The organism is Enterobacter sp. Taxon_2, assembly GCF_058355295.1.
On record NZ_CM178024.1, the window covers coordinates 602,302 to 616,856 of the forward strand.

Genomic DNA, 14,555 nt, shown 5'->3' on the forward strand with positions numbered 1-14,555 from the left:
GGTCATAAAAAAACCTGCCAGCCGGCAGGTTTTTTTAAGGGGATTATTGCACTTCGATCTTGTCCCAGCCGCTTTTAAACATGCAGCTGTCAACCAGCGTATCCCGGCGATATTCATTCGCGTCTTCAACCGTGTAGCTCGTGGAAATATCCTTTTTCTTTTTCGATTTGTCCGTTTTTTCCGAGCTCGAACCGGTCACCACGTTATCCGGGGGAAGGTCGATCAGTGCCTGCGCTTCGCATTCCGTGAGCTTTTTATTCATTTCCACGTCGCTGACGCCCGGTTTCACCCATTTGTACTGGACGCAGCCGGTGAGCATCAGCGTGAGGCTCAGAACGCAAAGCGCGGTCATGCGGTGTTTCATCAGAAGGTGACTCCACCGCCAACATATGCGCCGTCAATCAGCGTATGGTTCGGACGACCGTCTTTGCCATCAACGCTCACGTGGCGGTAGCCCACTTTCAGGGTCACCGGCGCGATCGGCGTCCAGCTTACGCCACCGTTGGCTTCCACGTAGTTTTTCACGCTGTTGTTCAGCCCTTCTGGTGCCACGTAGCCTTCACCGTACACGTGGATGCTGTCGGTCAGGGCTACGTTTACGCCGCCACCGATTGGGAACGCCACGCCGTTATCGCCTTTTTTCGGGCCGATGTAGATAGCTTTCGCACCTGCGTTCAGCATCACCGGGCCCACTTCCAGGTTGTAGCCTGCGCCCACGCCGCCGGTCTGGGTACCGTCATCGGTGTTTTTAAGCCAGTTGCTTTCGGCATACAGGCCGGATGAGGATTTACCCATTTCCAGATTGAGGTTGGTAAAGTTTTTACCCTGCTCAATGCTGCCGCCCATTGCCAGAGCGGAACCCGAGAGGGCGGTCAGAGCAGAAAGAAGAAGGATATTCAGTTTTTTCATGTTTTATGCCTCGTCATTAAATTCATCTGGGGGCACCTTAACAAGCGATGTTTATGACTGCAAATGTGATGAAAGTCGCTGTTTTATGCTGATATTGTTAAGTTTTTTATAGAAGTTGTTGCAGTGCTGTTTGATTGCCGGGGTGTCAACGGGTGATGTTTTGGTGTTTAGGAACCGTTTAATTTTTTGACTAAACATAAACTGAACGAAGAAGGGATAGTGATTAGAGGTGAATTAATTGAGTTTCTAATAATTTCCAAAAGTATTTCAGTTGTCACACAATACAACACAACCTTACATTTCCGGGCAATGAATATACGTTCACTCGCCCATGCCGGTTGCCTTTCCATGTCATTTTTCTGACACGTTTATTCTTTACGTTGTTGGCTTCACTAACTGGATGCTAACAATATGAAAAGAAAAATTATTCCTGTGCTTATCGGTTGTGCGCTCTCTTTCTCTGGCCTGGCGGCACAGCCTACCGCTGAGCGCTATGTCGTCAGCTTCCCTGACGGCTCCCATGTGAAATACAGCGGCGCGTTTGCCGATGCTTTCCCGAACGGGCTCCCGGTGGGGATTGGCTCTGGCCTGCTGTTTACGGGCAAGCAGGGCGATGCCCTGACGTTTGCGACCGTGACCGATCGCGGTCCCAACGCCGATGCGCCAAAAATGGGTAAAAACGAAGCCAAAATATTTGTCACGCCAGATTTCGCGCCGCTGCTGATGACCATCCGCGTCCAGAACGGCAAAGCAGAGGCAACGGATGCCCGCCCGCTGCATGACGATAAAGGCGAGATTAACGGTCTGCCGCTGCAAAGCGGCGTGATTGGCTCCACCAATGAAGTGGCCTTCAGCGATACCTTAAAGACGTTGAAGGGTGACAACCGCGGGCTGGACACGGAAGGCATCACGCCGGACGGCAAAGGCGGCTACTGGCTGTGCGACGAGTATGGCCCGTTCCTGATTAACGTCGACAGCAAAGGCAAGATCCTCGCGATCCACGGGCCGCAGGCCGCGGAAGGCGAAAAATCCATCGCGGGCGGTCTGCCAAACATCATCAAATGGCGCCAGCCCAACCGGGGCTTTGAAGGCCTGACCCGAATGCCGGACGGGCGGATTATCGCCGCCGTGCAAAGCACGCTGGACATCGACGGCAAGAGCAAAAAGCAGGCGCTGTTCACCCGTCTGGTGAGCTTTGACCCGGCGACCGGCAAAACCGCGATGTACGGTTACCCCATCGACAGCGCGGCCTACGATAAAAACAGCGACGCCAAAATCGGCGACATCGTGGCGCTCGATAATCAGCACATCCTGCTGATTGAGCAGGGAAGCGATAAAAACGACGGGATGCGTAACCTGATTTACAAGGTGGATCTCAGCAAGGCGAGCGATCTTTCCGCCTTTGACAAGCCGGGCGAGTACCCGGAGTTTGATGATGAGAAAACCCTGGCGCAGCGCGGGATTACCCTCGCGGCAAAAACGCAGGTGGTCGATTTGCGCGCGCTGGGCTGGCAGCAGGAGAAGGCCGAAGGACTGGCGCTTATCGACAGCAAAACGCTTGCGGTGGCGAACGATAACGACTTTGGCGTGAAGGTGGCGATGCAAAACCCGGTCGAGGGCAAGAAGCTCAAGGATTATCGGGTGAACGCGGAAGGCAAGTTGACGCTTGATGATAAGCCGGTTGAAACCACGCTCAGCGTGAAGCCGCTGAAGAAGCCGGAGTCCGACAGCGAGCTGTGGATTGTGACGCTGCCGGAGGCGGTGAAATAAGTATCCCCACAAAATAATGCCTGCACAGACGGCCCCCTCTCCCTTGAGGGAGAGGGCTGGGGTGAGGGGGAACATACGGCTGTAGAGGTCATTCCGTTCACTTTATGTTCCTTGCTACTCTGTAACGACATGACCTGTGAACGTGCCAGGGTGGCTCAATCTGCACTGAACCCCTAAACCTGGACACTGCGATTTCATTGTTGCTCTGCCAGCGTCCGGTATTGTACCGGACTCATCCCGCCCGTTTTTAAACTGATTCGTTCGGTGTTGTAATAGCGAATATATCTGCCAATATCGCTTTCCAGTTCTTTCACTGAACTGTACTTTTTCCTGTAATACATCTCTACTTTCAGATGACTGAAGAAGTTTTCCATCACTGCATTATCCAGACAGTTACCCTTACGCGACATACTTTGTGTGATGCCCGCTTCAGCCAGCATTCTGCGCCATACAGGTGTTCGGTAAGCCCAGCCCTGATCGCTGTGTAGCATCGCGCCTTCTTTGTTTCTGCATGCTTTAAGCGCTTTTTTTAGCATCCTGCAGACCAGAGGTTGTGACTGACTGGTTGATGTTTGCCAGGCCACTATTTCATTATTGAACAGGTCCTGAAGGGCTGACAGGAACAGTTTTTGACCACCGGCACGGAACTCCGTCACGTCTGTGCACCACTTTATTCCACTGCATGCAGCAGTGAAGTTACGGGCAAGCAGATTATCTGAAGCCAGTCCGCCTCCAGCCATACAGGAACGGTATTTCCTTCGGCGTAACTGACATGTCAGGCCATACTTTTTCATCAATATGCGAACCGTTTTATGGTTCAGGATGAAGGCTTCATTACGCAGCGCCACCGTCATTCTTCGGTAGCCGTAGCGTTGTGCATTTCTCTGACTGATGGTGGACATAGCACTGACAGCAGATGCATACCGCTCCGACTGAGTGACAGGTCTGGAGAGCTGGTAATAATACGTGCTACGCGCCAGCCCTGCGGCACATAACAGGTAAACAAGTCGGTGGTCTGCAAGCAAACTCTGTATCACTCGCGTTTTTTCTGCTGTTCCCTGAGAGCGTTTTCCTCCCTCAGGGCTTTGAGCTTTTTTAAATATGCATTTTCCGCCCGCAGATATTCCAGCTCTCTCAGAAGTTCTGAGGGAGTCATCTCACTGAGCGGTCTGGAGTCAGGTATAAACTTTTTCTGTGACATAGCGGGCCCGGGTTTGGCTGTATTAAGCGCCTGTGCGCCTCCTTTCCGGTAACGTCTTGTCCAGTCGAGAATGAGCGATTCATTTGGAATGGCAAAGCGCGCTGAAGCTTCCGCATAGCTGCAACCGTGTTCAGTAACATAACGGATTACGCGGAGCCTGAAAGCTGAAGTATAGGCCCGTGCAGGACGGTCCTCCAGCCCGGCCTTTCCCTGACGCCTGTAAGCCCGTATCCAGCGGGTAAGAGGCGTCCGGCCAACACTGAACAGATGTGCTGTTTCTTTAATGCTCGACTCACCAGTCATGTAATGCTGTACAGCCGCAAGACGAATGTGAAAAGGATATCTCATCTGAACCTCCAGATTTTATGATCTGGTGTCCAGGATATGGGGTTCAGTGCAATCGCCACCACCCTGGCGACCCGGGCTCCCGGCGGTAAATCGCCGCTTCGCGGTGCCCTCAGCTTATTCCTTCGGGCTATCGGGTCGGGCATGAGCCTGCATCCCTGCAGGCCACGCCCTCTCGGCGCATCCCTGCGCCTCGCCCCGGCCCTACGGAAACGCTTCGGCGATTTACAGCCGGACCAGAACATCGCTGTAATTTATTCATTTTCCTGATACAAAATTCATCGCTTCAGGTTAATAAATTACAGAGGAGAGGGGATGCATGGCGGCTATTTCTTCAGACCCGCAAACGCCGCCCGAATCTCCTCTTCCGGCAGCTGTATACCAATAAACACCATCACGCTGCGCGGTACTTCATCGCCCCACGGTCTGTCCCAGTCGGCGCTGTACAGGCGCTGAACGCCCTGGAACAGCAGGCGGTTGGGTTCGCCGTCAATCCACAGCATCCCTTTGTAGCGCAGAAGCTTGTCGGCAAACGACAGCAGCAGGTTCTCCATCACGCGCGAAACCTCGCTGATGTCCACCGGGTAGTCCAGTTCCACCACAATCGACGCCACGTCGTTTTGCTTGTCTCCCATAAAGTGGAAGCGCGGTTTCGCGGTGACGTTCTCTTCCAGCATAAAGCCGTTGGTGTTGAACAGCTGAGACAGGTCGATATCACCGTGCGTCACCGTGTAAATTGGCGCGCGGGAGTTGATGCGCGTCAGGCGCTCGCGAAGCTTAACGCTTTCTCCCGTCACGTCGGTTTTGGTCAGCAGGATGCGGTCGGCGTAGCCCACCTGAGACTGGGCGATGGTGAACTGATTCATCTGCTCATCGGCGTGGACCGCATCGACCAGGGCAATGACGCCGTCCAGCAGATAGCGCTGGCAAAGGATCTCATGAGAGAAAAAGGTCTGAATAATCGGGCCGGGGTCGGCCATGCCGGTGCACTCGATCACCAGGCGGTCAAAGTCGATTTCACCGCGATCGCGGCTGTCGAGCAGGTCCAGCAGGGCGTCTTCCAGCTCGTTAGAGCGGGTGCAGCAGATACAGCCGTTGGTCAGGGTTTTGATCTGCGTGGCGCGATCGCCAATCAGCTGGTCGTCTACGGAGACTTCGCCAAATTCGTTTTCGATGACGGCGATTTTAAAACCGTGCTGTTCATTCAGGATGTGGCGCAGCAGGGTGGTTTTACCGGCGCCGAGGAAACCGGTCAGCAGGGTAACGGCAATCGGGGTCATGGTCTCTCCTTTAGCAGCAGCGGACGCCGCCTTCTCCACTTCCGCCGTAGCGCGCTTCCTGACGCTCGCGGAAGAATTCGGTGTAGGTCATGTACGGCTTATCCGGATGGTTGGTCTTCATATGCTCAACGTAGTTGTCATAGTCCGGAATGCCAATCAGCATTTTCGCCGCCTGACCGAGGTATTTTTTTGCTTCGCCTAAGTTACCAAACATAACGGGTCCTGATAAGAAAAAGCCCGGTGGCGCGCAGCGATCCGGGCCTACAGTTACATGCTGGATTAATGGTGTGAAGAGGTCTTCACGCCGCCTTCCGGCACCGGCACGTACGGGGTTTCTTTATCCGTACGGCCTTCAGCGTTACGCACTTTCAACCAGGTTTTGATGCCGTAGAAGATAATGCTGTACACCACCACCAGGAACAGAATGCTCAGACCCGCGTTGGTGTAGTTGTTCACCACGATATGGTTCATGTTGGCAATCTGCTGGGCAGTCAGGTCTGCGCCGCCTGCGGCAATCTTCTCTTTGTACTGGTTAGCCATGAAGAAGAAGCCTTCCAGCTGCGGGTTAGCGCTGAACAGCTTCAGGCCAAGCGCCCAGGTGGTGCAGAGCAGCAGCCACAGCGCAGGAACCACGGTGACCCAGATGTATTTGGTGCGCTTCATCTTCACGAGGACCACGGTGCCGAGCACCAGCGCCACGGCAGCCAGCATCTGGTTAGAGATACCGAACAGCGGCCACAGGCTCTTCACGCCGCCCAGTGGGTCGACAACGCCCTGATACAGCAGGTAGCCCCACAGGCCGACGCAGCCCGCCGTACCCAGGATGCCCGCTACCAGAGAGTCGGTTTTCTTCAGGAACGGCACGAAGTTACCGAGCAAATCCTGCAGCATGAAGCGGCCTGCACGGGTACCGGCGTCCAGCGCGGTCAGGATGAACAGCGCTTCGAACAGAATACCGAAGTGGTACCAGAAGCCCATGTCCGCCCACGGCAGCACTTTGTGGAACACGTGTGCGATACCGACAGCCAGTGTAGGAGCGCCACCGGCGCGGTTCAGCACGGACGGTTCGCCGATGTCCTTCGCAGTCTGCATGATCTGCTCAGGCGAAATCACGAAGCCCCAGGAGCTGACGGTCGCCGCCGCGTGTGCGCTGGCGTCTTTCAGCTGCGCCATAATCAGCGCCGCGTTGTCACCGCCCATCTCGTGCAGGTTTGGCATGGTGATGCCGAGACCCGCCGGCGGGGTGTTCATCGCGAAGTACAGACCCGGTTCGATGATGGACGCTGCAACCAGCGCCATGATCGCCACGAAGGACTCCATCAGCATCGCGCCGTAGCCGATCAAGCGTGCGTCTTTCTCGTTCGCCAGCAGCTTAGGCGTAGTACCGGAGGAGATCAGGGCGTGGAAGCCGGAGACCGCACCGCAGGCAATGGTGATGAACAGGAACGGGAACAGGGCGCCTTTCCACAGCGGGCCGGTACCGTCGATGTACTGCGTTACTGCCGGCATTTTCAGATCCGGGTTAATCACCAGGATACCGATCGCCAGACCGACGATAACGCCGATTTTCAGGAAGGTCGCCAGGTAGTCACGCGGGGCCAGAATCAGCCAGACCGGCAGCAGCGCGGAGATAAACGCATAGCCAATCAGCGCGAAGGTAATGGTGGTGTCCTTGAAGGTCAGCGCCGGGCCCCAGTACGGGTCGTGCGCAATCACGCCGCCGAAGTAGATGGAGGCCACCAGCAGCACGATACCAATCACCGACACCTCGCCTACGCGTCCCGGTCTCAGGAAGCGCATGTAGATACCCATGAACAGCGCAATCGGCACGGTTGAGCAGACGGTGAAGACACCCCACGGGCTTTCGGCCAGCGCTTTCACCACGATCAGGGCCAGCACCGCGAGGATGATGATCATAATCAGGAAGCAGCCGAACAGGGCGATAGTCCCCGGCACGCGGCCCATCTCTTCTTTGACCATCTCACCCAGAGAGGCGCCGTTACGGCGAGAAGAGATAAACAGCACCATAAAGTCCTGCACCGCACCCGCCAGCACCACGCCAGCGAGCAGCCACAGGGTACCCGGCAGGTAACCCATCTGCGCGGCCAGCACCGGGCCCACCAGCGGGCCTGCACCGGCGATAGCGGCAAAGTGGTGACCAAACAGCACGTAGCGGTTGGTTGGCACGTAGTTCAGGCCGTCATTGTTAATGACCGCCGGAGTGGCGCGCGTTGGGTCGAGCTTCATGACCTTCTGCGCGATGTACAAGCTGTAGTAGCGATAAGCAACAAGATAGACGGAAACGGACGCGACCACGATCCACAGGGCGCTTACGTGTTCGCCCCGGCGTAATGCGACAACCGCCAGACAAAAAGCGCCGAGGATCCCGAGTAAGGCCCAGGGCACGTGCTTCAGTAGTTTTTTAGTATCCATAGTAAGACCTGGTTTTTTATGTAAAGAAAAAAGGGTCAGGGTTCGTTGTGAGGAGGTATTGATTAATGCTGGAGCGATCGTGCCAGATCCTCGCGCGTATAAAGGACGGTAAATGAATGAGTGGTTGAAAGTGACAGGTGAGCGGTCAAAGGCGGCGACGAGCGGTTTCGGCTCGCCGCCAGGGGGCGAAATTATGTGATTGAGATCACTTGATTATTCGTATTGCGCTCCACCGCCAGATAGTGCTCCAGCGTTCCGAGCAGTTTTTCCTTCAGCCAGTTCGGCTCCAGAATCTGAATATGAGGCAGCCAGTAGAACAGCAACGGCAGGATCTGGTTCTCGTGGGCCGCCTGGCAGCGCAGCGTGACGCCGCCCTGTTGCTCCGCCAGCAGCTCTTGTTCTGGCAGAAGATCGCGACGCAGGAAGTAATGTGAAATATTATCTTTGATGAATATTTTCACCGCGAAAGTATTTTCAGAGACCCAGGGGTCGAGGCTTTTTTCCAGCAGCGCAAGGACATTTTCTTCCGGGGTGAAGGTCGTTTTCTGAATATCAAACCAGCTAATCTGACTCAATGAGAAGGATTTCAGGCGGCTATTTTCGGTGGCTTGTAAATACCATATATTTTTTTTGTTAATGAGTTTATAGGGATTAATCAGACGGGTTTTCCCCTTATAAACAATCTGACAAACATTATGGTTTTTAATCGATCTCTCGATTTTCGTTAAATGACGGCGAATATCACGTTGTACCGTATGTTCGGCTTCATTCGCAAGAATAAGAATATGGTTTTCGTCAACGCGCGTTTCAAGATTCTGCCAGAATTCCGTATTTCTTTCAGGGAAAAAGCTATCAGCATTCAGGAAGTTAGCAAGAGTGTGATGTAAGCCTTGTCCACCGGGCGATTGTGCCGAATGGATCAGTCGATATAGCCCGTTACCGGTATGTTCAACAATGGGAGAGAGGGCATTTAAATCCCGGTAGACGGTACGCTCGGTAATTTTAAATTTCTCCATTAGCGCACTGCGGTTTACCACACCGTTTAAATGTAGCTCAAGGAGAATATCGACCAGACGTTCAGCCGAGCGGCTCCGCGTCGTTTTAGCCATAAGGTCATCCTGTATATTTAGGTATGCGCTGAATGATGCGGGTGCACTGACACAAAATGTCAGTATTCAGGCACAGAAAATTTCTCTTATGGTTATATAACGGCGTGATTTAGCGGAAACCTTAGGAGTTTTTGTAGAAAGCGGCGCTGGCCGGAAAAAAAAGCCAGCGCGAGGGGGATTACAAGGCGGCTTCCGCCTCCAGCATAACCGGGTGGAAACGGCGCCTGAAGTAGATCAGGCCGTGTCCTTCGTCACTCAGGATGATGTTTTTAATTTCAACAAGGTAGACAAGATGCGTGCCGATGGTTTGCACCTGGCTAATCTCGCCTTCAAGGCTGGCCAGCGCGCCCTTGAGCACCGGCTGCGCCAGCGGGCCTTTTTGCCAGCAGGAGAGGGCAAAGCGCTCCTCCATCGTTATTCCGGTCATCCCGGCGAAATGGCGAGCCATGATCTCCTGCTCGTGGTTCAGCACGTTAACGCACAGCCTGCCGTTACCCTGAAATACCGGATTCATGGCGCTGTTAGCGTTGATGCACACCATCACTGATGGCGGGGTGTCGGTCACCGAGCAGACGGCGGTAGCGGTGATGCCGCAGCGTCCGGCCTCACCCTCGGTGGTGATCACATTGACCGCCGCCGACAGGCTACTCATTGCGTCGCGAAAACGCAGGCGTTGTTCATCTGAATGCATTGCAACCTCCCGCTGCGCTATTTCAGCAGCTTGTCGAGCATGTTGATATCGCTGTTGTTGTGCAGGTGCGGTACCGTCCAGCCGTGCTGGTCGTATTCGGACATGCAGCGGTCGACCATCGCCATCATCTTGTCCATGTTGCCGGAGCTCTGCGCCTGGCGCAGACACTGCAGGCGGATCTCATCCTGGCTGCCGGAGTAGTTAATTTCGTACAGCTCGTGACGACCGCCAAACTCGCTGCCGATGGCGTCCCACATCAGTTTCAAAATCTTGATGCGTTCGACGTGATCCATGCCGTTGGAGCCGCGCACGTACTTCGCCAGATACTGGTCGATCTGCGGGTTGTTCAGATCCCGGGCGCTGGACGGCAGGTAGATCAGCCCGGAGGTGACGTTACGCTCGATGATGTTCTTGATCTTGGCGTAGGCCATCGGCGCCATCACGCGGTAGGTCTGCAGCGCGGCGTGATCCGGCAGATACGCACCGTTGACCCACGGGGTGGCTTCGGAACACATGGAGTCGCTCAGCGCCCAGAACATGTTGCGCCAGGCCACCACTTCGCCGAGATCCGCCTGCACGCCGCGGAACTCCAGGGTGCCGGTGCACTCCAGGGATTTCTTCAGCAGGGCGGTGATGAAGTCGAGCTTCACCGCCAGACGCACGCAGGCCTGCAGCGGGTACATGCGGGCGAAACCGCCCTCCATCGTCCAGCGACGGCAGCGGTCGAAATCGCGGTAGATCAGCACGTTTTCCCATGGGATCAGCACATGATCCATCACCAGGATCGCATCGTTCTCGTCGAAGCGGCTGGAGAGCGGGTAGTCGTACGGGGATCCGGTTGCGCCTGCCACCATCTCGTAAGAGGCGCGGGAGATCAGCTTCACGCCCTCGGCTTCCATCGGTGCGACGAACATCAGTGCGAAGTCCGGGTTTTCGCCCATCACCTGCGCGGAGCCGAAGCCAATCATGTTGTAGTGGGTCAGGGCGGAGTTGGTGGCCACCACTTTCGCGCCGCTGACGATAATCCCGGCGTCGGTCTCTTTCTCCAGCTTGATGTAGACGTCTTTTACCTCGTCCGCTGGCTTGTGGCGGTCGATTGGCGGGTTAACGATGGCGTGGTTGAAGTACAGGCCGGTTTCCTGAATGCGGGTGTACCAGTTCCGGGCGTTCTGTTCGAACTGGCCGTAGAAGGCCGGGTTGGCGCCCAGCGCGCAGCCGAACGCGGCTTTGTAGTCCGGCGTGCGGCCCATCCAGCCGTAGCTCAGGCGCGACCACTCGGCGATGGCGTCGCGCTGCTGGCGCAGGTCGTCGGCGCTTTTCGCCACGCGGAAGAATTTATGGGTGTAGCCGCCGCTGCCGGTGTCGGTGCCCCAGCAGAGCGTGTCCTGCATGTCCGGCTTGTGCAGCGCGTCGTACATCTGCGCGATGGAGGCCGCCGCATTGCGAAACGCCGGATGGGTGGTGACGTCTTTGACGCGCTCGCCGTAGATATAAATCTCACGACCGTCCTGCAGGCTTTTTAAATACTCTTCGCCGGTTAACGGGCGTTTGGCATCAGCGCGGAACTCTTCAGGCTTCATAGGGGACCTCGTATCGGAATAGGGTTGTTAAATTTATGTTTTGTTTTTGTTGTTTAATTGAAGCCTGAGAGGGACGTAACGTGAAGGGACGATTGGGACAACGGCGGGTACTTTTCGGGCGGGATTGGGTTTTGTGATCTGTGCGGCTTTTCGGCGGGTGGCGCTGCGCTTACCCGCCCTACGAACCGTGATGCGTTCAGGAAACCGGTACTTTCTGCGCCCGATACGCGCTCGGCGAGCACCCTACTAAGCGGTTAAAAAAGCGGGCGAAATAGGCCGGATCTTTGAACCCCAGCTGCCAGGCAATCTCGCTGACGGTGCTGTCGGAGAAGAGCAGCAAGCGCCTGGCCTCCCGCAGCTGGCGGTCGAAGATCAGGCGTTTTGGCGGACGGTTGGCGAAGCGGCGACAGATATCGGTCAGGCGGGATTCGGTCAGGTGCAGCTCGCTGGCGTATTCCGGCACCGTCCAGTGCTGGTGGTAGTGGGTGTCGATCAGCTGGGTAAAGCGCTGGAACAGCTTCAGCTCGCCGCGCATGCCGCCTGAGGCGTGGTCGTCGAGCTTCGCGTTGCGCAGCAGCAGGGTAAACACCGCCTGCGCCAGCAGGACCAGGGTATGCTCGCGCCCGGGCAGCTGCTCCGTGGATTCCCGGGCAATCAGCTGCCAGTAGTGCTTCAGCGCCGCCAGCTCGTCCGGCCTGTCGGAAAGCGAAAGGCAGATCCCCGGCAGGCCGAACGCCTCCCGCGTGCCGGGGTAAAGCACCTCCAGCAGCGGCCAGATCAGATCCTCGCGCACCGTCAGCACGTGACCGTCGCTGTCGGATTCGGTGATAAACGCGTGCGGCACCGACGGCGGCGTGAGGACGAACAGCGGGGCCTGCACCGAGTAGCGGTGATCGTCGAGCTGGAGTTCAATCTGCCCGGTATCGAGAAAGTGCATCTGAAAGTACTGGTCGTGACGATGCGCCTGCATGTCGCGGCCAAAAAAGGCCGCCATGCGGGCGAACGACTGGTAGTGCACATCGTCGGTGCCCAGACTTTCGTCGTACTCCTTGCTGATATCAATGTTGGCGATAGGGCTCTGGCACATGACCGTTCCTCTGTTGATCCCGCTGCGTCATCGGAATGCGCGTCAGCACCAGGGCGCCGACCACCAGCAGCCCGGCCACGAACCACAGCCCCGAGCTGAAGCTGCCGGTCGCGTCGCGCAGGATCCCAATCAGCAATGGGCTGACGGCGGATCCGACGTTGCCGATGGCGTTGATCACCGCCAGCGCCACCGCGCGGGACTGCAGGCTAATAACCCGATCCGGCGTGGTCCAGAATATCGCCATGGCGGTAAACGATCCGGTTGAGGCCATGATGATGCCAAGCAGCTGGATCAGGCTGTGATCGGTGGCTGAGGCCAGCATCCATCCCGCCGCCGCGAACAGGTACGGCAGGATGGTGTGCTTTTTTCGCTCTTTCAGCCTGTCGGAGCGGCGGCTCCACCAGATCATCCCGAGGATGGTGCAGAACTGCGGGATCGCCGCCAGCAGGCCGATGACGATGTTGCTGCTTCCCGTGTTGAAGCTTTGCAGGATCTGCGGCGTCCAGATGTTGATCGCGCTCAGCGTGTTGGTCAGGCAGAAGTAGGCCAGCGTGTAGAGCAGCACCGCCGGGGTCAGCACCTCGCGCAGCGTCGAACGCGGCGTGACGGATTGGGCAATGGCGACCTCCTGCTCGCGGGCGATCATCGTTTTCAGCGCCTGTTTTTCGTCCTCATCCAGCCAGGTGGCCTGGTCCGGCGTGTCGTTGAGGTAAAACCAGGTCACCACGCCGAGCACCACCGACGGCAGCCCCTCCAGCAGGAACAGCCACTGCCAGCCCTTGAGGTTCCATAGCCCGTCCATCGCCAGAATGTACCCGGAGAGGATCGAACCGAGCATCATGGTCACCGGCATGGCGATCATAAATAGCGCGTTGGCGCGGGCGCGGTGATAGGCCGGGAACCACCAGGTGAGATAGACCAGGATCCCCGGCAGGAAGCCGGCTTCGGCAATGCCTACCAGCATGCGCAGGACGTAGAGCGTTTCAGGGCTGGTGGCGAACATGGTGCAGGTGGAGGCAATACCCCACACCACCATGATCCCGGCGATCCAGCGCCGCGCGCCGATCTTCGCCAGCATGATGTTGCTCGGGATGCCGCACAGCACGTAGGTGACGTAAAACAGCGTCGCGGCCAGACCAAACATGGTTGACGTGAGGCCCAGATCTTTACCCATCGTCAGCCCGGCGAAGCCGATGTTGATGCGATCGAGGAACGAGAAGACAAACAGGATAAAGAGAAAGACGATCAGACGCCGGAACAGCTTGTGAATGGCGCGATGTTCAACAGCTTTATTATCATGAGCTTGCAGGGTAGAGGTCGTCATGGTGCGCTCCAGATCTTACGTTTAGTAGACGGATTTATTGTTATTAACTGACGTAACCGGTTGTTCGATAAAACGTGCCGCCAGCGCTTCCGCGCCGCGGGCGAGCAGGGTGGTGTCGACGCCGACGGCGACAAACAGCGCGCCGAGTTCGAGGTAGCGTTTAGCCATCTGCTCGTTCGCCATCAGGATGCCGGGGGCTTTACCGGCAGCGCGTATCTGCGCGATCGCCTGCTCGATGGCGGCCTGCACTTCAGGGTGCTGCGGATTGCCGGCAAAGCCCATGTCGGCGCTCAGATCCGCCGGGCCGATAAACACGCCGTCGACGCCTTCCACGTCCAGGATCTGCGGCAGGTTTTTCAGCGCCTCGCGGGTTTCAATCTGCACCAGCACGCACATGGCGTCGTTGGCCTGCTGCAGGTAGTCCGGGATGCGGTTCCAGCGCGACGCCCGCGCCAGGGCGCTGCCGACGCCGCGAATGCCCGCAGGCGGGTAGCGGGTGGCACGTACCGCCAGCCGCGCTTCGTCGGCGTTTTGCACCATCGGCACCAGCAGGGTTTGCGCACCCACGTCCAGCAGCTGTTTGATTTGCACCGGGTCGTTCCACGACGGGCGGACCACCGGCTGGCTCGGATAAGGGGCGATAGCCTGCAGCTGGGTCAAGACGGTCTGCACGCTGTTCGGTGCGTGCTCGCCATCGATCAGCAGCCAGTCGAAGCCTGCTCCGGCCAGCAGCTCGGCGCTGTAGCTGCTGGTCAGCCCCAGCCATAACCCAATTTGCGGACGGCCAGCTTTCAGCGCCGCTTTAAATGCATTTTGCATCGTGCTC

At 56.9% G+C, this 14,555-nt stretch carries 13 protein-coding genes; 1 reads left to right on the plus strand and 12 read right to left on the minus strand.

Annotated elements, in window-relative coordinates; all coding sequences use genetic code 11:
• Nucleotides 1-43: 43 nt before the first annotated feature.
• Together AC4IC4_RS02770 and AC4IC4_RS02775 are read right to left on the minus strand one after the other, a co-directional pair.
• Nucleotides 44-364 carry a hypothetical protein gene (locus AC4IC4_RS02770; RefSeq protein WP_048992924.1) on the minus strand — a complete coding sequence of 107 codons (321 nt, stop codon included), beginning with the start codon at nucleotides 362-364 and terminating at the stop codon, nucleotides 44-46.
• A complete protein-coding gene (locus AC4IC4_RS02775) occupies nucleotides 364-909 on the minus strand; it encodes a YfaZ family outer membrane protein (protein ID WP_047746519.1) in 546 nt (181 codons plus the stop codon). Before AC4IC4_RS02775 ends, AC4IC4_RS02770 begins: the two co-directional genes overlap by 1 nt.
• 411 nt (nucleotides 910-1,320) lie before the next feature.
• Between AC4IC4_RS02775 and AC4IC4_RS02780 the strand changes: the two genes are divergently transcribed.
• Entirely contained in the window at nucleotides 1,321-2,679 is a 1,359-nt protein-coding gene (locus AC4IC4_RS02780) for an esterase-like activity of phytase family protein (protein WP_491472117.1), read from the plus strand.
• A gap of 194 nt (nucleotides 2,680-2,873) precedes the next feature.
• On the opposite strand, the gene AC4IC4_RS02785 is transcribed toward AC4IC4_RS02780, so the two are convergent.
• The 10 genes from AC4IC4_RS02785 to hpaI all read right to left on the minus strand — a co-directional run bounded on the left by AC4IC4_RS02785 (nucleotide 2,874) and on the right by hpaI (nucleotide 14,548).
• A protein-coding gene (locus tag AC4IC4_RS02785) for an IS3 family transposase (RefSeq protein ID WP_491471184.1) occupies nucleotides 2,874-4,228 on the minus strand; the annotation gives its coding sequence in 2 pieces (ribosomal slippage) (nucleotides 2,874-3,778 and nucleotides 3,778-4,228; 1,356 coding nt in all).
• A 323-nt stretch (nucleotides 4,229-4,551) separates the two neighbouring features.
• Nucleotides 4,552-5,505 carry a GTPase gene (gene yjiA / locus AC4IC4_RS02790; RefSeq protein WP_048991730.1) on the minus strand — a complete coding sequence of 318 codons (954 nt, stop codon included), beginning with the start codon at nucleotides 5,503-5,505 and terminating at the stop codon, nucleotides 4,552-4,554.
• A gap of 10 nt (nucleotides 5,506-5,515) precedes the next feature.
• Nucleotides 5,516-5,719, minus strand: a complete 204-nt coding sequence (locus AC4IC4_RS02795) for a YbdD/YjiX family protein (RefSeq protein ID WP_003856610.1) — start codon at nucleotides 5,717-5,719, stop codon at nucleotides 5,516-5,518.
• Nucleotides 5,720-5,784: 65 nt separating this feature from the next.
• Nucleotides 5,785-7,938, minus strand: coding sequence for a carbon starvation CstA family protein (locus AC4IC4_RS02800; protein ID WP_032649928.1), 2,154 nt, complete (start codon nucleotides 7,936-7,938; stop codon nucleotides 5,785-5,787).
• Nucleotides 7,939-8,129: 191 nt separating this feature from the next.
• Nucleotides 8,130-9,047, minus strand: coding sequence for a helix-turn-helix transcriptional regulator (locus AC4IC4_RS02805; RefSeq protein WP_491472118.1), 918 nt, complete (start codon nucleotides 9,045-9,047; stop codon nucleotides 8,130-8,132).
• A 178-nt stretch (nucleotides 9,048-9,225) separates the two neighbouring features.
• Nucleotides 9,226-9,738 carry a 4-hydroxyphenylacetate 3-monooxygenase reductase subunit gene (locus AC4IC4_RS02810; RefSeq protein WP_491472119.1) on the minus strand — a complete coding sequence of 171 codons (513 nt, stop codon included), beginning with the start codon at nucleotides 9,736-9,738 and terminating at the stop codon, nucleotides 9,226-9,228.
• Nucleotides 9,739-9,755: 17 nt separating this feature from the next.
• The gene (gene hpaB, locus AC4IC4_RS02815; RefSeq protein WP_491472120.1) at nucleotides 9,756-11,318 is read right to left on the minus strand and encodes a 4-hydroxyphenylacetate 3-monooxygenase, oxygenase component; all 1,563 of its coding nucleotides are present in this window, start codon (nucleotides 11,316-11,318) and stop codon (nucleotides 9,756-9,758) included.
• Between the two features lie 196 nt (nucleotides 11,319-11,514).
• The gene (gene hpaA / locus AC4IC4_RS02820; RefSeq protein WP_024908293.1) at nucleotides 11,515-12,405 is read right to left on the minus strand and encodes a 4-hydroxyphenylacetate catabolism regulatory protein HpaA; all 891 of its coding nucleotides are present in this window, start codon (nucleotides 12,403-12,405) and stop codon (nucleotides 11,515-11,517) included.
• Nucleotides 12,377-13,729 carry a 4-hydroxyphenylacetate permease gene (hpaX, locus tag AC4IC4_RS02825; protein ID WP_491472121.1) on the minus strand — a complete coding sequence of 451 codons (1,353 nt, stop codon included), beginning with the start codon at nucleotides 13,727-13,729 and terminating at the stop codon, nucleotides 12,377-12,379. Before hpaX ends, hpaA begins: the two co-directional genes overlap by 29 nt.
• Before the next feature lie 21 nt (nucleotides 13,730-13,750).
• Nucleotides 13,751-14,548, minus strand: coding sequence for a 4-hydroxy-2-oxoheptanedioate aldolase (hpaI, locus tag AC4IC4_RS02830; protein ID WP_491472122.1), 798 nt, complete (start codon nucleotides 14,546-14,548; stop codon nucleotides 13,751-13,753).
• Nucleotides 14,549-14,555 lie beyond the last annotated feature (7 nt).